Source organism: Hyphomicrobium sp. 2TAF46 (genome assembly GCF_052114865.1).
Classification (GTDB): domain Bacteria; phylum Pseudomonadota; class Alphaproteobacteria; order Rhizobiales; family Hyphomicrobiaceae; genus Hyphomicrobium_B.
In genome coordinates this window covers 1-20,609 of the sequence record NZ_JBFRFO010000016.1, presented here as the reverse complement: position 1 = coordinate 20,609, position 20,609 = coordinate 1, and the positions used below count along the sequence as shown (strand labels likewise).

The 20,609-nt window shown below is 57.1% G+C and carries 26 protein-coding genes; 15 read left to right on the top strand and 11 right to left on the bottom strand.

What is annotated here, in order from left to right; translation table 11 throughout:
- Positions 1–938 precede the first annotated feature (938 nt).
- The 8 genes from AB4Z24_RS21990 (at position 939) to AB4Z24_RS21955 (ending at position 8,021) form a co-directional block, all read left to right on the top strand.
- A complete protein-coding gene (locus AB4Z24_RS21990) occupies positions 939–1,916 on the top strand; it encodes a replication initiation protein (RefSeq protein ID WP_441711712.1) in 978 nt (325 codons plus the stop codon).
- A gap of 62 nt (positions 1,917–1,978) precedes the next feature.
- Complete coding sequence (locus AB4Z24_RS21985) at positions 1,979–2,227, top strand: helix-turn-helix transcriptional regulator (protein ID WP_441711710.1); 249 nt, start codon at positions 1,979–1,981, stop codon at positions 2,225–2,227.
- Between the two features lie 893 nt (positions 2,228–3,120).
- Positions 3,121–3,945, top strand: a complete 825-nt coding sequence (locus AB4Z24_RS21980; RefSeq protein WP_441711708.1) for a hypothetical protein — start codon at positions 3,121–3,123, stop codon at positions 3,943–3,945.
- Positions 3,946–4,173: 228 nt separating this feature from the next.
- The gene (locus AB4Z24_RS21975; protein WP_441711706.1) at positions 4,174–4,794 is read left to right on the top strand and encodes a hypothetical protein; all 621 of its coding nucleotides are present in this window, start codon (positions 4,174–4,176) and stop codon (positions 4,792–4,794) included.
- Between the two features lie 104 nt (positions 4,795–4,898).
- Positions 4,899–5,189, top strand: a complete 291-nt coding sequence (locus tag AB4Z24_RS21970; RefSeq protein ID WP_441711704.1) for a hypothetical protein — start codon at positions 4,899–4,901, stop codon at positions 5,187–5,189.
- A complete protein-coding gene (locus AB4Z24_RS21965) occupies positions 5,186–5,572 on the top strand; it encodes a hypothetical protein (protein ID WP_441711702.1) in 387 nt (128 codons plus the stop codon). The genes AB4Z24_RS21970 and AB4Z24_RS21965 overlap by 4 nt, the downstream gene beginning before the upstream one ends.
- Positions 5,573–5,715: 143 nt before the next feature.
- Positions 5,716–6,300, top strand: coding sequence for a hypothetical protein (locus tag AB4Z24_RS21960; protein WP_441711700.1), 585 nt, complete (start codon positions 5,716–5,718; stop codon positions 6,298–6,300).
- Between the two features lie 527 nt (positions 6,301–6,827).
- Positions 6,828–8,021 (top strand): hypothetical protein, encoded by a 1,194-nt coding sequence (locus tag AB4Z24_RS21955; RefSeq protein ID WP_441711698.1) that lies wholly within the window; start codon positions 6,828–6,830, stop codon positions 8,019–8,021.
- Here AB4Z24_RS21955 and AB4Z24_RS21950 read toward each other — a convergent pair.
- Entirely contained in the window at positions 8,001–8,354 is a 354-nt protein-coding gene (locus tag AB4Z24_RS21950; protein ID WP_441711696.1) for a hypothetical protein, read from the bottom strand. The two genes, AB4Z24_RS21955 and AB4Z24_RS21950, sit on opposite strands and share 21 nt — an antisense overlap.
- Positions 8,355–8,419: 65 nt before the next feature.
- On the opposite strand from AB4Z24_RS21950, the gene AB4Z24_RS21945 reads away from it, so the two are divergent.
- Positions 8,420–8,809: a hypothetical protein gene (locus AB4Z24_RS21945; protein WP_441711694.1), complete on the top strand. Its 390-nt coding sequence runs from the start codon at positions 8,420–8,422 to the stop codon at positions 8,807–8,809.
- Between the two features lie 40 nt (positions 8,810–8,849).
- On the opposite strand, the gene AB4Z24_RS21940 is transcribed toward AB4Z24_RS21945, so the two are convergent.
- Positions 8,850–9,209 (bottom strand): hypothetical protein, encoded by a 360-nt coding sequence (locus tag AB4Z24_RS21940; protein ID WP_441711692.1) that lies wholly within the window; start codon positions 9,207–9,209, stop codon positions 8,850–8,852.
- Positions 9,210–9,585: 376 nt separating this feature from the next.
- Here AB4Z24_RS21940 and AB4Z24_RS21935 point away from each other — a divergent pair, with 376 nt between their 5' ends.
- Positions 9,586–9,879 carry a HigA family addiction module antitoxin gene (locus AB4Z24_RS21935; protein WP_441711691.1) on the top strand — a complete coding sequence of 98 codons (294 nt, stop codon included), beginning with the start codon at positions 9,586–9,588 and terminating at the stop codon, positions 9,877–9,879.
- 463 nt (positions 9,880–10,342) lie between these two features.
- Here the strand turns inward: AB4Z24_RS21935 and AB4Z24_RS21930 are convergent, their stop codons facing one another.
- From AB4Z24_RS21930 to parS, 6 genes are all read right to left on the bottom strand, one after another.
- On the bottom strand, positions 10,343–11,215 hold the full coding sequence (locus AB4Z24_RS21930; protein ID WP_441711689.1) for a hypothetical protein: 873 nt from the start codon (positions 11,213–11,215) through the stop codon (positions 10,343–10,345).
- Between the two features lie 125 nt (positions 11,216–11,340).
- Positions 11,341–11,958 (bottom strand): hypothetical protein, encoded by a 618-nt coding sequence (locus AB4Z24_RS21925; protein ID WP_441711687.1) that lies wholly within the window; start codon positions 11,956–11,958, stop codon positions 11,341–11,343.
- 309 nt (positions 11,959–12,267) lie between these two features.
- On the bottom strand, positions 12,268–12,570 hold the full coding sequence (locus AB4Z24_RS21920; RefSeq protein WP_441711685.1) for a hypothetical protein: 303 nt from the start codon (positions 12,568–12,570) through the stop codon (positions 12,268–12,270).
- Positions 12,571–12,783: 213 nt separating this feature from the next.
- Positions 12,784–13,551, bottom strand: a complete 768-nt coding sequence (locus AB4Z24_RS21915) for a hypothetical protein (RefSeq protein ID WP_441711683.1) — start codon at positions 13,549–13,551, stop codon at positions 12,784–12,786.
- A 342-nt stretch (positions 13,552–13,893) separates the two neighbouring features.
- Entirely contained in the window at positions 13,894–14,391 is a 498-nt protein-coding gene (locus tag AB4Z24_RS21910; RefSeq protein WP_441711681.1) for an RES family NAD+ phosphorylase, read from the bottom strand.
- Positions 14,388–14,867, bottom strand: coding sequence for a type II RES/Xre toxin-antitoxin system antitoxin (gene parS, locus AB4Z24_RS21905; RefSeq protein ID WP_441711679.1), 480 nt, complete (start codon positions 14,865–14,867; stop codon positions 14,388–14,390). Before parS ends, AB4Z24_RS21910 begins: the two co-directional genes overlap by 4 nt.
- Before the next feature lie 180 nt (positions 14,868–15,047).
- Between parS and AB4Z24_RS21900 the strand changes: the two genes are divergently transcribed.
- The 3 genes from AB4Z24_RS21900 (at position 15,048) to AB4Z24_RS21890 (ending at position 17,598) form a co-directional block, all read left to right on the top strand.
- Positions 15,048–16,070, top strand: coding sequence for a tyrosine-type recombinase/integrase (locus AB4Z24_RS21900; RefSeq protein WP_441711677.1), 1,023 nt, complete (start codon positions 15,048–15,050; stop codon positions 16,068–16,070).
- Positions 16,071–16,196: 126 nt separating this feature from the next.
- The gene (locus tag AB4Z24_RS21895) at positions 16,197–16,694 is read left to right on the top strand and encodes a hypothetical protein (RefSeq protein ID WP_441711675.1); all 498 of its coding nucleotides are present in this window, start codon (positions 16,197–16,199) and stop codon (positions 16,692–16,694) included.
- 34 nt (positions 16,695–16,728) lie between these two features.
- Positions 16,729–17,598 (top strand): hypothetical protein, encoded by an 870-nt coding sequence (locus tag AB4Z24_RS21890; protein WP_441711673.1) that lies wholly within the window; start codon positions 16,729–16,731, stop codon positions 17,596–17,598.
- A 151-nt stretch (positions 17,599–17,749) separates the two neighbouring features.
- Here the strand turns inward: AB4Z24_RS21890 and AB4Z24_RS21885 are convergent, their stop codons facing one another.
- Together AB4Z24_RS21885 and AB4Z24_RS21880 are read right to left on the bottom strand one after the other, a co-directional pair.
- The gene (locus AB4Z24_RS21885; RefSeq protein WP_441711671.1) at positions 17,750–18,151 is read right to left on the bottom strand and encodes a hypothetical protein; all 402 of its coding nucleotides are present in this window, start codon (positions 18,149–18,151) and stop codon (positions 17,750–17,752) included.
- The gene (locus AB4Z24_RS21880) at positions 18,144–18,344 is read right to left on the bottom strand and encodes a hypothetical protein (protein WP_441711669.1); all 201 of its coding nucleotides are present in this window, start codon (positions 18,342–18,344) and stop codon (positions 18,144–18,146) included. The genes AB4Z24_RS21885 and AB4Z24_RS21880 overlap by 8 nt, the downstream gene beginning before the upstream one ends.
- Before the next feature lie 614 nt (positions 18,345–18,958).
- Between AB4Z24_RS21880 and AB4Z24_RS21875 the strand changes: the two genes are divergently transcribed.
- Both AB4Z24_RS21875 and AB4Z24_RS21870 read left to right on the top strand, forming a co-directional pair.
- Positions 18,959–19,432 carry a hypothetical protein gene (locus tag AB4Z24_RS21875; protein ID WP_441711667.1) on the top strand — a complete coding sequence of 158 codons (474 nt, stop codon included), beginning with the start codon at positions 18,959–18,961 and terminating at the stop codon, positions 19,430–19,432.
- Between the two features lie 193 nt (positions 19,433–19,625).
- A complete protein-coding gene (locus AB4Z24_RS21870) occupies positions 19,626–19,943 on the top strand; it encodes a hypothetical protein (RefSeq protein ID WP_441711665.1) in 318 nt (105 codons plus the stop codon).
- Between the two features lie 94 nt (positions 19,944–20,037).
- On the opposite strand, the gene AB4Z24_RS21865 is transcribed toward AB4Z24_RS21870, so the two are convergent.
- Positions 20,038–20,547: a PH domain-containing protein gene (locus AB4Z24_RS21865; protein WP_441711663.1), complete on the bottom strand. Its 510-nt coding sequence runs from the start codon at positions 20,545–20,547 to the stop codon at positions 20,038–20,040.
- Positions 20,548–20,609: the final 62 nt, after the last annotated feature.

The following is a 20,609-nucleotide window of genomic DNA, read 5'->3' as shown; positions in this document are numbered from 1 at the left end:
GAACCGACCACGTTCCGCCAACTGATCGGAAATTAGATCGCAATCACAACGACGTAGGTGTTCGCAGTTTCATCCTGTCCGGCGCGCCAATCACTTTTTTGGATCTGATTTAACTGAGTTTTTCAGCCGATTTATCCCACCGTCCGGAACGGGGCGAGACAGTGTTCCTCCTCTGCAACCAACGCCGGGTCGGCGCTCCCGATTGGGACAGGCGGTGACTTCTCGCCATGTATCCAGAGTGGATGCGAGTACTGATTGTCGGTCTCGTCCATAAGTTTCAACGGAAGGACTTCACGTGCATTCCGATCTCGGCGGTCTTGCGACAATGGCCATGTCAGATAATAGCCCTACTTGCAGGGTCGCTTGATCATCGTGAGAGATCGTCTTCCGATTTGCGTGGAATGAAATCCGACCACGGTGGAATGCGATTATCCAACGGCCCGCGGCAGCGTCAGCACGCGTGAAACGAACGGGTGCAGTGGCCCGACTTTGGATGTTGGAATATGCGTAGAGTCGAAAAAGAGTTGTGTCTTTTTAGTCATCACTTCAAACCGACAGTCGAATTTTGTAAAAAGCTGCAAAAACGCGGTTGACGAAAACCCTCGAAACAGACACCTTTTTTACTACGCTGAAGATGGATCACGCCCGGGAACATGGTTCCGCGGGCTTTTTTGTTGCCGATTTCGTTCAATGCTTTGAAATAGCAGACGAATTAACGCGGCGGCCGAAACCGTCCGCAATTCAGAATCTCGAAAACTCATCCGCACCTAAGCCCCACCGTTGAGAGGCGGTGCTGAAGTTTCACCCACCGACCCCTTTTCTTGTCAGGCGCGGGTCAGTGATCGGATCAACATGCGCGCAGCAATCTGCCGTTTCGCTCGCACGAGTGTGCGTTTGGCGAGAGGTCAGCCGCGCGCCTCGGATAGTGGTGCGAAATAATGCAGACTGCACAGATCCCTAATCTCGCCCAGCCAGATCAAGCGCCTAAATGGCCATTGTCTCACGAGGGAGCCTCGCTGCGACATTTTTTTGCCGATCTTCTGCCGGCGAGGCCGTACTGCTCTGATAATCCCAGCGATGGTCTCCTCATCCGGCGTCGCGACATCGCAATTCGAAAGTCACACATCCAACTCAACGGGCCGGCGTTTATTCAGTTTCTCATCTTCGATGACGACGATGCCGGTGCTGCCTTGCGGCATCGCGATGCAGTGCTGCCGCAGCCAAACGCCATCGCCATTAACAAGGCCAGCCATCGCGCTCATTCGATGGTATGGCTCGCGACGCCCATTGCCAAACATTCCGCGGCGCGGCCCGGCCCCCTGGCGTTCGCGGCGGCGGTCGAACGAGGGATGCGTCGCAGGCTCGGCGCGGATCCGGCGTTCACGGGTCTGATCGCGAAAAATCCCCTTCACTCCGACTGGGACGTCGAGTGGCGACGCGATAAGCCATACAGCTTGGAAGAGCTGGATTCTTGGCTTTTTGAGCGCGACAAACGAGCTGAAATTTCCAACGTCCACGGGCTCGGACGGAACTGCGATTGCTTCGACACCGTTCGCACCATCGCCTATCGCGAAGTTCTGGACGCCAAAAAGGCGGGAAAATCCATCGCCGAGTTTCAGTTGCGGCTCGAGCAGGCCGGACGTGCTTGCAATCTTGGATTTTCCGAACCGCTTCCCTTTAGCGAAATTCGCGCGATCGCCAAGTCGGTCGCGAAATGGACCTGGCGAAACTTTTCGGTCGAGCGGCTTAGCGCGCGTCAATCGATTTTAGGAAGACGTGGCGCAGCGAAGCGGTGGAGCGGCCATGTCTCGGCCGAAATCACACAGCCCTGGACTACCCAGGAAGTTTCTCGCGCCACATGGTACCGGCGAAAGAAAGCCGCCGGGAACCTGAATCCATCGCCGCTTAAGTCCTGAAAGTCCTGTCCGCCACGAGCGTTGCTCAGCGGCTTTAATTTTAGAAAACACGGAGTACATCCATGCACGTCGTAACAGCACCGACACCGGATAGGACCCGTCGCAGCCCGGAAGCTCTCGGCTTGATCGACACGTCAGCGGTCTGCGAACTACTACAAATGTCGCGTCCAACACTCGGGAAAATATTGGCCGACAAGGCGCGCGATTTTCCCAAGCGCATTCGGCTCGGTCACAAATTCTATTATCGCGAAACCGCTGTTGAGGATTGGGTCGCGCGCGAGTTGGGTTTGATGAGTGACCAAGAACCATGACCCAGTCTAACGTGGAGGGTGCCGCCAAGCGCTGTCGCTGCTGCGGCGAGGTCAAGCCCAAATCGACCTTTCCGTCCTCTCGGTACTCCGACGACGGATACGTCGACAAATGTTTGGCGTGCATCGTGGCTGCTGCCGCTCGAGACCGTGCTAATCGTGAAGCTCGGAGGGCCGCCAGCGGCTAACACCATGCTCAGATCCGATGGCTTGAACAGCCGGTCCGAAAAAATCGGGCCGGCTATTTTTATTTCTACCGACACCCTCACCGAAGTTCGTGAGTGCCGCAAGTGCGGGGCCGCAAAACCGCTTTGCGATTTCAAAAAGTGCGCGACTGCGCGCAAAGGGCGATGCAATACTTGCAAGCGCTGTGACGCCGATCGCTTGCGTCAACGTCTCATCAAGCATCGTGACGAGATCAACGCAGGGAGACGAGCCCGACGCGCAAGAAACCCGGAGCATTTCCGAGCTCAGGCTCGCGCGCGGATCGATCGAAGACGAGATCGGGTGCGCTCGCAAAACGCACTTGCGGTTCAGCGCTACAAGGAAAGGTATCCTGAAAAAGTTGCTGCCCGTCGCGCTGTTCAGCGCGCGATCGCAAACGCTGATTTTATCAAACCTGACGTGTGTCAAGCAAAGTCCTGCGAATGTCGAACCGGTCTGATCGCCCATCATTCCAGCTACGATGGTCATCGGCGCTTGGATGTCGATTGGCTCTGTAGAGAGCATCACGAACGAGTTCACCACAACGGACCAGTAGAGCTCAAAGCCGGCGGCTCCCGAAAATTCGCGCGGGCTCCGGGCCACGACATCGCACTTAGCAAACGTCCCCAAATTAATCCCCGCGCAAGAAGCGCCCCGCTTGCGACTTAGGCTCTGATCAAAGGCAAATCAAAATGGCATTTACCCCCTTGAAGGGATTTTCAGCTCAAAGCCAGGGACAGAACCCAGGAACCTGGGGAACTGGTGCTCCGACCGCACTCAACGAGGGCGTGATTTTGCCGCTCGACAACATGCTCGCAGGCGTTGCGACGTTTTCCCTAAGCGCGAGCAACGTCACGCTCAGCACGGCCAATGCGCAAAATCTCCTATTCCGATTCACGGGCACGCTCACGGCGAATATCGTGGTCGGCCCAGACGTCGGAGTCCTCTTCTCCGGGATTTATGCATTTGAAAATCTCACGACCGGAAATTTCACAATCACACTGACGACGTCAGCTGGCAGCGTCGTCCTTCCGCAATCAAGGCGTGGGATCTTCATCGTTGATACGACCAATGGCCCGCGGATCTTCTCGAGCGTTTCGCTGACCAATCTCGAGCCCATTCCCACGGGCTCCGTCATGCTCTTCTATCAAAACGCGGCCCCCGCAGGATGGACGATTTATTCGGCACTTGATGACTATGCGTTGAAGATCTCGGCTTCGGGCGGAGGGGTGACGTCCGGTTCGCTGGCGTATTCGACGGTGTTCGGACGCACGGCCACCGATGCGTACACGTTGCAGATTGCCGATATCCCATCCCACACGCATACGATCAGTGCCCCCGTTTGCGGCGGATCGGGCAATGATCAACCCGGAGTCGCGAAATGGACAGCGCTGACGGTCAATAACTATGGTCCGACCGCAGTCACTAGCTCATCAGTCGGCGGGAGTGGACCCCATAGCCACGGCATCAATCTGCAAGTCAGAACGGCAGCTGTGATTCTCGCAACGAAAAACTAGGATAGGTGCGCCCGGCCCAGCTTGCTTCGGGGGCGGCGGCGTGCCATGCCTTGATCTATGACGCCTACACCGCTTTTCTCGCTCTGGATGGGTCTGCCGACGTGGATGGAGCGCCTGTGCGTGGCGTCCATACAGAGCGTTGGACATGATGTTACAGTTTTTACCTATGGTAATTGCAAAGATCTTTCGCAGTCACTTGAGTGCCGCGTTCTGAATGCGCGGGACGTTATGGTCGAAGATCCAGACCTCATCCGTGGCAGCGCAGCGGCGTTTTCGGATCATTTCCGCTTGGAAGGGCTCGCCCAAGGCCACGGAGTCTGGACGGACCTTGATGTGATATTTCTCAAGCCATTGCCTCCCACGCCCTACATTTTCGGCTGGCAGAATGACACCCGCATGGGGAACTCGGTTTTAGGAATGCCTCAGACGGATCCCTTACTTCACGACTATCTGGCCTTCTGTCGACGGCGACCGCTCATTCGCTACGCCTATCCCTGGATGCCATGGACACGGCGGGTCACGCGCAAGATCAAAGGCACGTTAGCCCCCCTTTACGGTGAGCAGCGGCCCGCGCCGAAATATGGCCCCGATGCACTCACCCACTTTGTGCGCAAGCACGGTTTAGAGTTCGCGGCGTATCCTCGCTCTGCCTTCTATCCACTGGAAGGTTGCGTGGCCGATGTTCGCCGGATCCACGACAGGAACTTCGTCCACTCAAGGATCACATCGGCGACGATCGGCGTGCATCTTTGGCGCTCCACGTACATTGGGTGCCATACTTTGGCGCCTCCGACGTCGGGATGGTTGGAAGACGTCGCCAAGAGCCTGATCGGTGTCCCTTCGGGCTGACCCAAGAAAGAAATCTTTCCATGCTCCCGGATAAAACCACCAAGTGCCACCGCACGGGGTTTGAAAAGACGTGCTTTCAGTGCGTCACGGAGCACGGGTGCCGGTTGTGGAAACACATCACCCTCGAGTTCGATCCGCAGACCGGAAAAGCCGCAGTGGATCACTACGATTGCGTCGATAGCCTGATGGATTTGTATCAGAAGGACATGCTGCGCCGACAGGTGCAAACCACGGCCAGCGTCGATGCGTTCCGCAAAGAATCCCACGCCGCCAACGACGCGCACCTCGTCGGAGCGATTGGTCATCTCAATCGCCATATGAGTGAAGCCATAACCATTGCTGCTCCCGTCGAACCGCAGAAGCTTCTCGGGTCCTGCACGGAGTATGAACAATGATGAAGGAAACGGCACCAGCCGCTGCACCTTTGACGTCGGGACATTTGCGGTTGCCTATCCGGGCAACACTCGGGGCTAAGCGAGAGGGCGAAAAAATGCTCGTCGGCTTCATTCAGCCAAACGGCGTCGTTGTAGTCCTCGAGTTCGACGAATCTATTCTCAATATTGTCATCGGGTCTCTGCTCAAGGGGCGCTCCGCATTTGGTGAACCCGCTGCGATCGGGGTCGCGAGCGAAGGGGCAATGCCAGTCGCGAGTATGAGCATGGGGCGCGAAATGAACGGGGACTTGTTCTTGCGCCCACATTTCCAGGGCGGCGGGCATCTCGGACTCACTATTCCGACAGACGTCGAAGACGGCCTGGTTCGATATCTCAATCCCTAAAGCCGACGAAGCGCAGCAAACTGAAATTGCGCGTTCCAAAAGGCGTTTGACCACCACCGGTTCTGCCGCGCCGCGCTTCGATCTCGTCGCCCCAACAATCTTTAAACCTCTGCGCTCGCACAAAACCAAGAGGATGCCTAGCCATGTCAAAACACGGCACCAAAGCGTCACGCGCCAAAATGCGGGTGAAGACGACCGCTCAAGCGTGTCAGGACAACGAAACAGAAGCCACGCCAAGGGCCGCGAAACCGAAGGCAGCCCCGAAGCCCTGGAATGCAGAAATCGATGGCCGTCCAGCACGCGCACGGCTGGACCGTCCCTCTCGTCGCCACAAGGCTGATGGCGGGCCGTTACCGAATACGGCCTACCGTCGACGGCAGAACGAGATTTCCGATCAAGACAGAAGCGATGCAACGATCGATCGGCGCGCGGCGGTTGCTCATGGACTCGCGGCACTCGGTAACGCGATTTCTGGAGATCTCCCCCTCGCAGGAGGCTTTGGCGCGAACAGTCTTTACCTTCAAAATCGTGCCAACAATTTTGACGCTCAGGCACAGTCTCGGGACGCCCACGCACACGCGGTTGAAGACCTCATCGACCGCTCGCGCGGCACTGATCTGCGGTCTCGAGTTTTTGGCGCACCGTCACAGGTCAGCACGTCTGATGTCGCCGATGCAGGCCGCAGGCATGGTGGAAAGGTCAGTGCGCGTCGCGACAGAAAGGCGTGAACCATTGCAAGGAGATCGAGGAAAACCGTTCATCTGTCTGCTTCGCGTCAACCGTATGCGGCTTTACACACGACAAGACGCCACTGCGATCAATCTTCGTTTTTCTTGAAAAGGACAATCCCCATGTCGAAGAGAAATTCAAAGACCTCAGCCCCCAAGGCGAGCAAGCACCACGTTCACGTACACGTTGCCGTCGGCGCTGCCGATGAGGCTAAGGCAGTCAAAAAGGCAAAGCCCAAGGTGTGGAACGTCCCTGTTGAGGGTAACGCCGCACGCACTAGGCTGGACCGCCCAGGCCGGAAACTTCACCGCGCTGATGGGGGTCCGTTGCCAATTTCGAGCGCAAGGCCGGATTCGAGCGCAAGGCCGGTTGAGTTGCGCGATGCGCTGGCCAGCGGAATATCAGATAGGCTGAACAGCGCGAGCGGAGCAGAGCTAGATATGTTGAACAGACTGCGCTCAAATCTTCAGCCTGATGAGGGCCGCAGGCATGGCGGGAAAGTCTCTCTGCGGAAAACAAAGGCTTGATGACCATGTCCATCCGCCCCATTCCGATGGACCCTCGAGTTGCCCACGAGCTCATTGCTATTGCGCTTACGGTCGCCCAGCGCATTGGGGGTGGCGGAGCTTCTCGGCCCAAACGGACGCGCAGAAAGTTGGCCGACGGCGGTGCTTCCGGTGACGCACCGACGCCGGACGCGTATCTCGACGCTTTCGAGCATCTCAACGCCCCAACATCCGCCGACGCGATCCGGCGCGGTGTGCCGCGCCCCGAGTCCGATGCGCTTTTAAAATACGGAGACATTGATCTCGTGCCAGCTTTCCACCGCTGGCCCGAGGCTGCCCTAACTGGTCTCGAAAATTTAAGCGGGGCGGCACTGGCCTTTCCGCCCACAGCAGCAGCGGCGGGCCCGGTCGAGTATGGCCTCGGCGCGTTGCTGCAAGCGCCGCGTGCCGCGTTTGGCGCTCTTTCGCGATCATCAGCTGACATCGGTCCTGTGTTGCCGAGATCCGGGCCGGCCGTTGACGACGCGTTGACGCTTGCGCGAAAGTACACCTCTGGCTCTGGACAAGATCTCGCTGCGTTGCGCTCGGAAGTTGACGATCTCGCGGCCAAAGGGAAAAGCTTTGGCATCGACCGCGAACCCTTCCCGGATGTCGCCGACTTGTCGCCGACGGAAGAACGGAACATTCTTGGGTTCATGCGCGACAGTCTTGCGCGCCGGATCGCCGCTCGACAGGAAGCGCTGGACCGCGTCAACGCCGCCGCCCCCGGCACGAGCGTTCCCTCAATTGACGGCATCACGCCGATTCGCGAACGCAACCAGATCATCGATGCGTTGAACGCCAATCCGTTTGTCCAAAGCATCGCCGGCCGACGAGGCTTCCCCACAAAAGAGGATCAGCTTGACCTCGCAAACTACTACTTCGACCAGATGGGCGGCAGGCTCAGTGAGCCGGGCCCATGGGGCCGGGACACCAATAGCGAGGTCGCGCGCATTTTGCAGCAGGCCTACAATCGACAAAACATGCCACAGGGTCCTGCCGCCAATTTACCCGACGTTCCGAGCATCATGCGCGGATATAAAAACGCAGCGTCCGACGCAGCTGCTGCCCAGCGCGAAGCCAATCAACTTCGGAATTCTCTGAACTTCCGCGAACGCCAACTTCGCAACCTGCGCAACAAGCCGCCTGGAGGGTCAGACGGCGGGGCGCCCTAGAGTCCGGCGGCCGACGGGGACGGCTTTCTTGAAAATGTCGGCTTCGTACAAATCGACGTAGGCCATGCACTGGCGCCCTTGAAAGAAGCCCCTGCGATCGAAGCCCACCTCAAATCGCGCGCGCTCGGCTGGGGGCATCAAGCCCAAGTGCTCAAGAACGATGGCTTCGGCACCGCGCATCAGCCCGCGCACGAGCGCATCCCCCTCAGGCTCTTTCGCGTAGAGTTCAGCCCATTCCCGACATTCGCGCGCGACAAGCGCTCTAAGCTTTTCACGATCGATCTGATCGGCCGTCACTTTCCCATAACGCATCGTCGGCAGCGGGATCGACATCTCAGCATCCATTGTGAGTAGCAACCCATCATCCTTATCATGAGATCCAAGGAGTTAAAATCAACATGAAACCAGCGAGCACGTCCAAGCTCAAGAACGGCGATCGCAAGAATCTTGAAGCGATGGTGCTGTGGCCATTCCTCGATTTCGCTGAAAAGGGCGAGCAGGAATTGTTTGCCTACATGCGTCACGTCGGCATCCAGGTCGATGCTCTAGATCGTGATGACAAGAGATCCGCTCAAGACTTGATCCTTTCGCATTACCGGCTGCCAGACGGGACTTACGATGTTGAACTCGCCGCGCGTGACTTGTTGCGCTGGCCCGCCATCGCGGCGCGCGTTCATGAGTTGCGCAATGATCAGGCCTTCCTTAGCGAATTGAACGACGTCGTGTCCGAAGGGACTTCTCAAAAGATTTCGGCCAAAACGGCCAGAGCTCCCCGGCGGGCCCACTGAGATGGGTGGCCTTGGGAGTGGCTATTCTGTACGCTTGGGCTCACGACATGCGCGCGTCGAGGAGGTTCGAAGTTTCGATCTCGCCACGCTGCGCCGCTACCAATGCCTGACCGGCAAGCCGCGTGTTTGGCATTGGCAACAGCACCACGATCGTCCGGCGATTGATATCGGTATCGTTGGCTATGCCTGGGGCGTCCGGTTTCTCTGGAAACGCAAAGGCATGTGGCAGGAAACCCGGATCTGCTATGGCCACACATCGGTACCGTTTGGCACGCGGCGCTGGTTCCGCTGCCCGCACTGCGGAGAGAATTGTCGGATTCTCTACTGGACAGATCCCGCCGTCATGCTCTGCCGCAAATGCGCGGACCTTCGCTACGCCAGCCAGAGCGAAGAGTCGCATTGGCGTGCTCACCGGAAAGCTGATGCGCTTCGGCGGCGCTTAGGGGCCGGCGACGATGATCGGGGCGCATTCCCGCCCAAGCCGCGCAACATGCACGCATCGACCTACTGGCGCCTTTGGAAGCATCACACCAATTTTTGCGAGGCGTGGTCGCGTGGCATGACTGCATCCTTCGCCAAACTCGAAAAGCGAGCGGCTACGAGTTTGCGGCGCCTACCAAGACCTCGCCGAGATGATTCCGGGATTATCTGAGATACAGGAACCGGAATTTGAAATAGACCTTTAGTTTGGTGGTAGTGTGATCGGTTTCAAGTTACCTCGATGGACGCTGGCGTCCGATCGGCCTGATCCCTGGTACCACTGAAAGGACCGAGGCTTGGCTCGCAAACCCACACCCACCGGCCCGCATCCGGACTTCCCGCTGGCGCACCCCGGCAAAATCCTGGCGGACGACATCGCCGCCACCGGCGAGAGCAAGAGCGCACTCGCGGAGCGCCTGGGGATCAGCTGGCGCGCGCTCTATGACCTGATCGAGGGAAAGTCTGCCATAACGGCACCGATGGCCCTGCGGCTCGAGCGGTCGTTCGGAGCCTCGGCCGAGTTCTGGCTGGGACTTCAGTCGCAGTACGACCTATGGAAGGCCCGGAAGGAACTGAAAATCGCCCGCTGACGCAAGCCCACGGCCACCGACTTTGATAGCTGCGTGGAGAGGATTAGGAGAATTGCGACCGGTATACTTGTTTGATATGCGCGAGCCGCTTTGCTAGGCGCTCGGCATCCTCATCGAGGCCAAGTTCACGCGCGAGCGCAATCGCATCTCCGAAAAACTCCTTAGCGTCACTGTAGTGTCCTGCTGTGCCAAACCGCGCGTCGTACATGGCATCGTATGCCTGTTCGCCTTGTGCCTCTAGCCACTTCAGCCTCTCCCTAGCCGTCACTTGGTCCACCAGCTGTCGCAAAATCTCGCTACACGCTTCGCGAATTCTATCTCAAACAGTACGCGGAGGTCGTCCTGCGGCGCCCGTGCGAGGACTCAGCTATCGTAATGGGGGCTGCCTCAGGCGTACGGGAGCGTAGCGCGCCGAGGGCTACTACTCGCGAACGACAGCAGGTTGCCTTCGCATCTCGCACGGCTACACCCGCAAATATTCGGGCGCAATGAGCGAGGGAAGCGTTGGAAATATTGCGGTCGTCAATGCGACACCAACAAGCAGCGCGACCATATAGAGTTTCGCCAATTCGAACCATCGGCCACGACCAGAGACGCCGACAGCGCTGGCGTTGAAATCTCCGATCCTTTGGCGTTCGAGCGCCTCTTGTGCTTCGAACGTGCCGTTGATCACTCGCGTCGTGAGTATTCCACCCGCTCCGGATGTACAAACGGTCAGCACAAGCAATGCCAACGGATCGTACCGAGGAGCGTCAGAAGTGTTTTCACTTGGGAGCCCCAACGCGACGCTGCACGCAATCAATGCAAACGCCGAACCGACAAGGAGCGCTGCGCGGATCTTTGAAGCGTGCTTTGGTGCGAGCAGAGCGCGACTGCGCTGGTAGGCGAAGTATTCAAGATAGGGAATGACGACGAGATTTGAGATGGGAACGATCATAAACAGCACTGAATACGGCGACCGAAGTCGCTCGCCACTCAGTACGTTTATATTCCGAACGGCGCAGAAGTAGAAAAAGAGGATTGCACCTAAAAGCGCATAGACACTGATGATCGACGCTGCGGTGATGGGAAGCTCCAATTCCGAAGGGAGAATGCCTGGGTCCCAATTATTTTTTTGGAGGTATTCAAGGTAAGGCTTTGCGACGACTGCCATCAAGACCAAGGTGTTGACGATCGGTGACGCTATACGAAGCGACTTTAGTTGGGCCCGAGCAGGGTCCAACTTTTTTCGTCGGAGAATAGGTGGTGCGGTGACGAATAGAGCGATGATGCCGAACAGCAGCAGTTCGACCGGTAACCAGATAGCGATGAATGTCGCCACCGACGTGTTCGCCATAGCTCCCCCCAGTGAATAGAAGAACTTAGCACGCGTTTGATCTGCTCGGCAGCCGCAAGGAGGACAAGGGCAGTGAGAAGTGCACGTGAAAGCGCGCCCAGGAAGGCGGTTTCCCGCGAATTATTTTACGTTTCCAAGAACCCCTCGGTACGGAGCCAATCCAAAAACTCCTTGCGCTCTTTCTTCGTCATCATCCGAAACGCCGATTGCGCGCGACCAACGTTGGTGTTCTTGGCGACCGCCATGCCCGCAGCGCGACGGGCTTCGACCATCGTCATTTCGCCCGTCACGACTTTTCGAAAAACGTCGGGCTTGTTTTTGCGGAGACGAACCAGATGGCCGTCATGATGAGAGTGCCTTGATGGCAAATAAGTGATCCGTTCGTGTCCCACATGGGACACATTTTTTGCAAGCTCTTCAAGGCTTTGCCCGTTAAAGGAGCGGATTGTGTCTCCATCCCTTTTTGCCTCCAACCTGACCATCTGTTCGACCTTCTCAAGAACGTCGGCCCACTCCTTCATGTGGCCACCGTGGACGTCCATGGAGCACCGCAGGATCCAAAGACGCTGGTTTGTATTGACACCCAGCCCGTCACTGGTGTGATCCAGGGCGTAGTCGGCGAAGTTTTTGTGCCCGAATGCTCGCCAGCTTTTTGTCTCGATGATCTTCGCCACAAGGTTCGGCAAACGATCGAAGACGACAAAGTGCGAGTCATGCAGTGCTTTGGCGGCGGCACGGTGCAATCCGCCCGGACTGACGTTCTTGCGGAATGGCTTTGAAGGGATCTCCCTCCAGCAGAAGTGTCTGACAAAACATAGCGCGCACGATTAAAAAAAGTCCGCGCTACTTGGCGGGCTTTGTGGTCTTACGTTTTTTGATTCTCTTAGGTGGTGGTGCCGAAACAATTTTCGCTTGAGCGGCAACCCACTGGCCGGCAGAACCGCTGCGTACTGGTAAGCACCAGTTGGATTGGCCACAGCGTTCCCTTGAAATAGTGATCATTGAGGACCGCCGGCGCGTCGACCTTGCGACGTCCCGCCAGCAAACTGAAATCAGAACTTGGGTTTCATGGGCGTGCAATTCATCGATATGTAGTTCGAAGCTATAGCCTCTCCGACGGCACGGTGGTCGAGGTAGAGCTGCCCAGTCAATCGGTCGAAGTTGCCATTCGTTTTGAACTTGCCGCCCAGCTCATCCGTATCAACGTCGGCCTCCAGATCTAATGACGCCGGGGTTTCACGGGTAATCCGAATGAGGCCGGATAATGAGGCTTCTAGGGTGCGTTTTTTTAGGTCTAGCGAGATCGATTCTTCCCATGGCTGCGTGAGAGCGGGCTGCGGCTTCACGATCATCATCGCGCCCTTACACTTCATCGTTATCGGGTCCGCCAAACAAGGCTCCGTCGAGAGCAGGGCAACGCACCCACATAAGACCCAATCAATTTGCAACGCTATTCCCCTCTATCGCTCGTAGATTTAACCTATATAGACACGCCGCTCTGCCCACAGTAGCGGCGAAGCAATTTGCATCTCACTGACTTTCGAATCCCCGTCAACGGAATCGTCCGATCAGTACGGAAGCCCATCAGGAAGTATCTGGCATCCAAGGACCTTGGACGCCGTCACACTGTAAACGCCGACGCATTCGACGAGGCATGAGGGTACTCCGTTGCATTTGTCCTTGCATGCCATGTATCGATTGTCATTGAAGTCGCGTGTGCTGCTGAACGCTTCGTCGGCACCTTGAGCGTTGATCGACTTTACCTCCGCAACGGCCACGACCATGGAATCCGATGATCCAAAAACGAAACGGACCAAATCCCGCTTCAGGTAGGCTCTATAGCGTTCGGATCGCTGCCAAAGGGCGTTGAGGTCGGCCGCGGCGAACGGCGGTTTCCCGTAGAGCGCGGTGATCTTCGCGTTGATTTCCGAAACCTGAGTGCCGGGCGGAAACTGGTGAACCCTTCCATCTGGACCTTGCACGTTTATTGGCTGGCCAGCGACGAGCTTGGAGATTGGGTGTGGCTTCCCTTTGCCGTCGATGGCGACGAAGCGCACCCACGGGTCCAAAGTTGCCCGAAGCACCCCTGCGCAATAGGCGGCGTGTTGCGTCGTCGGACTGATCTGCAACATAGGCTGGGGCTGGGGCGTCGATTGAGCCGGCGCTGTCTGCAATGCGCCAACACACGTACTCGGCGCGCAGTAGGGTGGCACTTCGTACGAATACTGACAGACCGGCTGCATCGAGCCACTAACGCAAAGGCAGCCACATGCGGCGCGCGCGGCGGAGCTCGCCACCAGTGCCACCGCCCCGCAAACGACCGCGACTGCCCTCATGGAGTTCCCCGTGACGATGTCCACTGATCCAACGGCAAACAGCGACGATACCCAGTGAGTGGAGGCCCTCGCAAGAAAGGAAAACAGAGCTCCGCCAACTCTGCCCGCAAACACATACAATATCTATGATCCAGCCTCTAGGCCGAAGGGGCCGTTTGAGGATCACTAATTCGATGGGCAGTAATTATTCTGTGCACGTCAGCTCGCCGCTTCTTTGTGTATTTTTCGGCGGCTCCTGCACGCTGGGATCAAGCGCGACCCATCGTTCGATAGGTCACCGCCCGTCCGAGTATTTGACGCCGGCGCCTATAAATTTGAATTGGGTTTTCTGGTATTTCAATTCTAGGGATTTAAACGGGTATCGAGCGCGAATGGCTCTTGAAGCTTTAAACTGAAAGCCCCGGCGGCAACGTCGGGATCGAAAATARGATTCCAACTATGCTTGGTGACGGCACTGGGGATCGCTACAAATTTGTGAGCCTTAAGAAGGTCATCGCCAAAGTCCTTCTGGGCCCGACTTGGGATCCCCGGTATCAGCCAATTGGCATTCGGAACATCCTTTGGGTGAACGATGTGAACCGCGGTCGGATCATGGATCAGTAAGCACGTCAACGCGTGCGATACGCGGTCGAGCGTGTAAAACGTTTTGTGCGCAGCAACCTCGAGAATCGCCGTGCCGGGATCGAAGGCGCAATAGACAGCCCTCACTCCCTTATGGTTCCATCGGCCGCCGACTCGGAATGCGCCTTCACCGCTGTTCCAGGTACTTGCGTGACGCGTCTCATCCAATCGCCACGCGACCAACTCGCCATTCTCCAACGGAGCCGGTAAAGGCGTCATGTGTAGACGCCGTACTCAAGTCGCGTGAGATAGTCTTCGACGAGGTCCGCCCCGGCATTCGTCGTTAGTAGCTCTATCGGCAATCTGCGATCGAGCCCCAGTGCCGGCCGCTTCATCCACCGCTCGGCCTCGTCCTGAGACCCAAGGATCTCAGTTGCTCTTGCTAAAACTTTGGCGAACTCCACCGTCCGCCCACTCTGTTCGGGGCTTAGCGGCTTTGATCTGCCGCCGAGACGTTGCATCGTCCGCACACTCATACCGACAACTTGCTCAAGGTCGGCGTCTCGCCTCAAAACGCGAAGCGCTTTCAGCAGATGAGTGAGAGATCCGGGTGGTAGGCCGTCCCTTATGATCTCGTGAATATCGATGGGATGTTCTAGTTTTCTCTTTAGCAGCGGTTTCCCGCCTAGCAGTTTGGCTGTTCGCTGGAGGACGACCTCATCGGTGCCCCGTTCAGGCGCTTGCTCAGGCATCATCAAGGCTCCTCGACACGTGTCGTGTATTTAGCGACATATGACGTCTACTTCAAGTTTTTGCATGCGTCCGGATCCCGCCGGGCCAGGCGAGACGTGAGCGCCCGAAACCAACAAATAAAATGAGAACAAAGAAAGATTTTAAGGGTTGACAATTAAATTTATCATTACTAAACCTACGGTATGGTCAATGAGCTTTCCGCTCCCTCCGAGACTGCGGTTGTCCCTCTTTCTGAGGACGCGAGGAAGTTCATTGCCCAGTCGGCCCGTCCGAACACGCGCCGCGCCTACGCCGCTCAGCTGAAGCAGTGGTTGGCTTGGTGCGAGGCCAGCAGCACACCGCCCTTCCCTGCCGAGCCGAACGCGGTCGCGAACTACCTGAGCGCGCGCGCGACCAAAGGCCAAACCGTTTCGACCCTTCGAACCGCGGTGGCGGCAATCAAGGCCGGTCATGACGCTCAGGGCTTGACGTTCGACAGCAAGGCCCCCGCGATCGTCCGCACGCTTCGCGGCATCACCAACACCGCTCCGCGGATCGCCAAGCAGGCCGAACCCATCCGGGGTCGTGACATCCTCGATCTGATGGACAGCACCGATGCGAGCTTGATTGGGGTACGGGACGCCGCCCTTCTTGCCCTCGGATATGTTTTCGCCCTTCGCCGCTCCGAACTCGTCGCTCTCGACCTGGAGAACCAAGGCGATGGGGATGGCGTGCTGCGCATCACGGCCCGCACGATGGAAGTCTCCTTGGCCATCGCAAAGACGTCGGCCGCTGGCGAGGTCCAGACGGTCGCCGTGCCTCGCCTTGAGAACGCCGAAGCGGTCCAAGCCGTCGAAGCCTGGATCAGTCTCGCCGGCATCAAAAAAGGCGAGCCGCTTCTGAGACACGTGCGCAAGGGCGGGAAGCTCGGCGGCAGGCTGCACCCGCAATCGGTGGCCAAGATCGTCAAGGTCCGCATTGGGATGCACTATGAGGATCTCGGCGCGTCCCGGGAAGATGCCCAGACGGAAGCAGCACGGTATTCGGGGCATAGCATGCGCGTTGGCTTTTGCGTGGCCGCCGCAGAGAGCGGTGCAGATTTGCGCGCCATTGCCTCGGTGAGCCGACACCGCTCCTTGTCTATGCCGGCTCGGTACTCCCAGCGGGCGGAGCAGATCCGGACCTCACCGCATCGTCTGCCGGGCGTGGGGCTGAGCCGGAGCTGAACCCACGCGACTTGAGTTGCACATCAACTGCGATTGCCGAAAAAACGCCGCCAGTCCCGCCGGAAAGATGCCCCAAGATAATGGCACGGACAGGCAGACTTGCGTCCACCGTTCTGCGAGCTGATGATGTCTTCCAAGGAGAAATTTTATGTTCGGGTTTGCCGACTGCGGTTTGAAGTCGCCGCCATCGAGGTGAGCGCCAGCGATCATGACGAGGCGAAGCTAACAGCCGCTTGGATGGCAACCGAGCTTCCCGAGGGGGCTTGGACGTTACTGCCCTTCGATCAGGCCAGTTACTTTCCTCACATTGAGGAATGCATCAGCGACCACGACATGGGTGCGAATGCCGATGCCGAGGATCCGAAGGATGCACAGATCGAAGAGATGATGACGCTGCAGCGCGAACGATACGAGCAATATCTCTTACTGTTGGGTGATGTTGGTTCCGGCGAAGGTCGGGTCGTATTTCAACCCTGGTGCTGTTCGCATGACCCAGGATTGCTGGAGATCGACCTTTCTGGCGATTGGACCCACGAGCTTGACGCCGTATTCAACAACCGGGTTAGCGGCAATGAGCCTTGGCTCGACTTGAAGCACGCGTCCATCGCAGATAACGACGAGTGACTTAGGTCAGCATTCCGAGTTCAGGGAGTCGATCATGACGCGCGGAAGGCGACCGAGTTTCTCAATCGACATTCCTCACCCGCTCGAAGCAGAAGTGCGCAAGCTCAAATCACAACTATGGCGCGCTCGCACCGTCATTATCAGTCTGATGCCTGAGCAGTATGCGAAACCACTTCGCTCGTATCACGAATGTACTTCAACGAAGGAGTTCTGGAGGTGGCGAGAGAGCGTGGCTGAACTGATCGTTACGCTCGTGCCTGCCGACGCGATCAAAGAAGATTGGGGCGGGAGTCCCCGAGCTAACTGCCCTCTTTGCGGCAGCGAGACCTCGGGCCCCTATCCCGGCGGATTTGCCATTCCCAGGGGGTTGATCCAACACCTAACGGGCCATGGCAATGCCTCACATTGCAGTGTCACAGAGGCGGCTTTTGATCTCGCACGAGAATCTTTGGAAAGCCGGTTCGGAGAAGCTGAGCGTATTGCGGAGAAAGCAGCGAAGGAAGAAGACGCAAGACAGAGGGAGGAGCGGCAAAAAATCGAAACCCTCTACAAGCTCCACCCCGTCGAACCACCTCAGCTCATCGACGATGGGTATCATTCATGGTTCGGCGAACTTCGAAAAGTGGAAAGCCTTGAATGGGCTGAGGCGCGCGCAAAAACACTCGGCTTCCAAAAGCACTTGGACACCAACGTGATGAGCCTGGAAAAGCAGGAGGCCAACTACGTGATTTACGCGGATATCCGATCGGAGAAGCGGATCACATTCAATATTTATCGACTACCGATCACCAAGGGGAAGAAGGTTTGGAAAGCGCATTTTGATCTGCCCGACTATTTCAGAAACGACATAGCAGGAAAATTCGACGAGCGCCTGAAAGAGGCGCTTCAGCGGTTTAGTCGCTGATGGCGGTTCGCCAATTAGAGCCCGCAACATGCCTTGTTGGGCTCCGAGGTGAAGAGTAGAGGCGGCCGGATGTTTCCAACCGCCTCCATTCTGAGACGCGCCACAGGTGTCGTGTAGCGCTGGTGAAAATACTCCCCAATTCGCGGTATGATCAGGCCCTCCTCCCATCAACCGCGGCTAGGATTGGTCCAATGTCGGCGACGCCTTGATAGCCGGTGATCGGCAAGACATGGTTGGCATCGAAAGCGGCTATGCGTTCACGGATTGCCTCTCCGCTTCCTGACTTGGCGTAATACGTCTCGACCCAGACCTGAGCCAACGGGTTTCGCGGGTACTTGCTCTTAATCCTTCCGACAATGGGCCCGCTGCCGTCGGAATAAAACGCTAAGACCGCTTGTCCCTGGCGAAGCCGTTGAACACGATAATCGCACCGGGCAATAAAATATTTATAGTCGGCGGGGTTAGTGCCCTGCCAGCGCTCGCTCAGTCGCTTCAGAACGTGCCAGTCGATGTAATAAGCCAGCGGGAAGCTCACTTCTTGTCGGTTAGACATTCTGCGAACCCTCCCCAAGTGACTCGATGACGATGAGAAGCGTACCCTCCAAAGAGAGGTCGTCTTTACTCGCCTTCTCCTCCGAATGCTTGTCGCCATTCTCCCAAAGTTCGAGGCGAACCAACAACGCGAGATCCTTGGCGTTCGTGATCGTGGCCTTTCCCGCCGCGCAGCTTGCCAAAGCGTTCCGCATGAGACTGTCACGAGCGTCTTCGTATGCCTTCCATCCCGGCTCTAAAGCTCTTTCGACCTCAGCAAACGATTCTGAGGTCATAGCATCGAGGCGACCGCACTCGGCCCAATAGTGATCCCAGAGAGCCTTGCATCGAAGAGCGTGCGCGGAACAGCCTACGCGCGTAGAGGTCTCAGCTTTGAGCGACGAAGCAGTGGCGACACCACCTAACGCCCCGGCCGCAATCTTGAGAGCGTTGCGGCGCGAGGGTGTTTGTTGTGCATTGGACGTGATAGGGCCATCAGCAGCCTCTGACATTGGACGATCTCCAGTGTTTGGGGTGAGGGCCTCGTTGACTGTTGGCGCAGCATCGAGGCCCGCTTGCAAATGCAAACGAATTGTTGTTATCATTAATTCATGAAATCGTCAATTACTGTTATCAAAAAATCGCGGGGAAGACCGAAAACCACCGGGGTCGGCACTCTCGTTGGCGTTCGCTTTCATGACGCCGAACTCAAGGCTATCGACGGATGGCGCAAAAAGCAGACTGAGAAATTGACTCGTCCGCAAGCTGTCCGGCGATTGGTCGAGCGTGCGCTCGAAGACAAGTAGCGGCCATAACTGGGGGGAAGGAAATGCGATTTTTCGCGCTTGCGGCGGCTATAGCTGTTTGCTCTCAGCCTGTAGCAGCACACTGGCAATATACACGTTGGGGGATGACGCCAGATCAAGTGATCTCCGCGTCAAAGAATACCGCGCACATTGCTTCAGATCCCGCAATGCATGGCACGGCCGAGGCTCGCAACTTGCTGGATGGCAAATATCGATCGCAGGGCTTCGACTTCGACATCAACTTTTTATTCGACACTAGCAACAAACTTAGCCACGTAAGCTTACAGCTTGTGACGCCGGCCGACTGTCCAGTGCTTCAAGGAAAACTTTCCAATATCTACGGGTCACCGAAGACGTCGGTGACGCCGATCATCAATTTGGCAAAGTGGTGGGACAAACCGCATGGAAACGTGCTCGTCCTTATGCAGATCGGCGACGATAGCTGCAAACTTCAATACATGAAATACGAAGAAGCTGGCGCCGAGGGCGGCCTATAGCCGTCGCCATCTACCATCGAGTATTGATCCATGACGTGGTGCGCCGCAAGATGATCTGCAGATGATACGTTCTCGCTGCCCTCAACGAACCTCACAAGGTGGTGTTCGCGTGCGATATGGGCGTGAAGTTATGGAACGGTCGGCTGCCGGGAATGCTTTTTTGGAAGGAGAAACCAGAAGAAGGATTCTTCAGATGAAAAAAGTCATTATCGGCACAGCCATCGCAGCGCTTTTGTCCGCTGCACCAGCTCTCGCCGTGGAGAATTCGCCTGCCACGCCGCCAAACTCAGGCCCTGGCATTAAGGGCGCTCCAGGTAACAAAAGCGGACCAGCCGTAACGCCGTCCGGCCAGAATAAAATGGGAGGCACCGGCGCCTCACCCGGAGAGACCGGCAAGGGCCTAAACCCGGCGACACAGCCGTCGCAGGATTCGACTGGCGTCAAGGGCAAGCCGGGCAACAAGAGCGGTCCGGCCGCAAAGCCGAACGTGCCGGGCGGGACAGCGCAATAGCGATATTTGTCCTGCTTTAGAAAGGGCCCGTTTCGCTTGTTCGAGGCGGACCCTGTTGTGATACACTTTGCGGAGTTTTCTAAGCGCACTTCGGTCATGACGCCTTGGAAGTCGGTACTGAAACTTGATCCGGAAGCTTGGCTTCGTCGTGATTAGCGCCAATCGCTTCTTGCACCGCCCTTTGAAAAGCAACGGGATCGTTGAGCGCCGGTAGCCGTATATCGTCCACTCCAGTTCCGTGGAACTCGACATTCCCGAAGTTGAGTAGTCGTCCCAAGAAATTTTGATGCAGCTGTACTTCTTCAATTGCTCTTAGCTGAAGGTCGTTGGTTCGCCGTTGGAAAAGGCCACGTTTGTAGATCAGCCGAAGATTGGTAACGGCTATTTCCGTCGTCCACGGCTCGTATAAGATTGCGCAGAAACCGGTGGCCGCGCAGATCAAAATCAAGGCTGCTATTGCTGGAGCGCCATACAGCAGGCAAGCAATCCCGGCGACTAATCCAAACACCAGCGCCAGCCACGCTGCGGCGTAGCGGGCAGTTGGAAACCGGGCGGCGTAATGGACCGTCTCGTTGGCACCAAGACTTTGCTCGATGTAGCTCATGTGTCGTTGGCTTCGGTCGCTGACGATTAGAAATTAAACGTCATTGATAGCAAGATAGCAAG

Bases quoted from the DNA above. Each gene is read 5' to 3' on its own strand.
- AB4Z24_RS21990 (WP_441711712.1), top strand. From the start codon at position 939: ATGCAGACTGCACAGATCCCTAATCTCGCCCAGCCAGATCAAGCGCCT.
- AB4Z24_RS21985 (WP_441711710.1), top strand. From the start codon at position 1,979: ATGCACGTCGTAACAGCACCGACACCGGATAGGACCCGTCGCAGCCCG.
- AB4Z24_RS21980 (WP_441711708.1), top strand. From the start codon at position 3,121: ATGGCATTTACCCCCTTGAAGGGATTTTCAGCTCAAAGCCAGGGACAG.
- AB4Z24_RS21975 (WP_441711706.1), top strand. From the start codon at position 4,174: ATGGTCGAAGATCCAGACCTCATCCGTGGCAGCGCAGCGGCGTTTTCG.
- AB4Z24_RS21965 (WP_441711702.1), top strand. From the start codon at position 5,186: ATGATGAAGGAAACGGCACCAGCCGCTGCACCTTTGACGTCGGGACAT.
- AB4Z24_RS21960 (WP_441711700.1), top strand. From the start codon at position 5,716: ATGTCAAAACACGGCACCAAAGCGTCACGCGCCAAAATGCGGGTGAAG.
- AB4Z24_RS21955 (WP_441711698.1), top strand. From the start codon at position 6,828: ATGACCATGTCCATCCGCCCCATTCCGATGGACCCTCGAGTTGCCCAC.
- AB4Z24_RS21950 (WP_441711696.1), bottom strand. From the start codon at position 8,354: ATGTCGATCCCGCTGCCGACGATGCGTTATGGGAAAGTGACGGCCGAT.
- AB4Z24_RS21945 (WP_441711694.1), top strand. From the start codon at position 8,420: ATGAAACCAGCGAGCACGTCCAAGCTCAAGAACGGCGATCGCAAGAAT.
- AB4Z24_RS21940 (WP_441711692.1), bottom strand. From the start codon at position 9,209: ATGCGACTCTTCGCTCTGGCTGGCGTAGCGAAGGTCCGCGCATTTGCG.
- AB4Z24_RS21930 (WP_441711689.1), bottom strand. From the start codon at position 11,215: ATGGCGAACACGTCGGTGGCGACATTCATCGCTATCTGGTTACCGGTC.
- AB4Z24_RS21920 (WP_441711685.1), bottom strand. From the start codon at position 12,570: ATGATGATCGTGAAGCCGCAGCCCGCTCTCACGCAGCCATGGGAAGAA.
- AB4Z24_RS21915 (WP_441711683.1), bottom strand. From the start codon at position 13,551: ATGAGGGCAGTCGCGGTCGTTTGCGGGGCGGTGGCACTGGTGGCGAGC.
- parS (WP_441711679.1), bottom strand. From the start codon at position 14,867: ATGATGCCTGAGCAAGCGCCTGAACGGGGCACCGATGAGGTCGTCCTC.
- AB4Z24_RS21900 (WP_441711677.1), top strand. From the start codon at position 15,048: ATGGTCAATGAGCTTTCCGCTCCCTCCGAGACTGCGGTTGTCCCTCTT.
- AB4Z24_RS21895 (WP_441711675.1), top strand. From the start codon at position 16,197: ATGTCTTCCAAGGAGAAATTTTATGTTCGGGTTTGCCGACTGCGGTTT.
- AB4Z24_RS21890 (WP_441711673.1), top strand. From the start codon at position 16,729: ATGACGCGCGGAAGGCGACCGAGTTTCTCAATCGACATTCCTCACCCG.
- AB4Z24_RS21885 (WP_441711671.1), bottom strand. From the start codon at position 18,151: ATGTCTAACCGACAAGAAGTGAGCTTCCCGCTGGCTTATTACATCGAC.
- AB4Z24_RS21880 (WP_441711669.1), bottom strand. From the start codon at position 18,344: ATGCGGAACGCTTTGGCAAGCTGCGCGGCGGGAAAGGCCACGATCACG.
- AB4Z24_RS21875 (WP_441711667.1), top strand. From the start codon at position 18,959: ATGCGATTTTTCGCGCTTGCGGCGGCTATAGCTGTTTGCTCTCAGCCT.
- AB4Z24_RS21870 (WP_441711665.1), top strand. From the start codon at position 19,626: ATGAAAAAAGTCATTATCGGCACAGCCATCGCAGCGCTTTTGTCCGCT.
- AB4Z24_RS21865 (WP_441711663.1), bottom strand. From the start codon at position 20,547: ATGAGCTACATCGAGCAAAGTCTTGGTGCCAACGAGACGGTCCATTAC.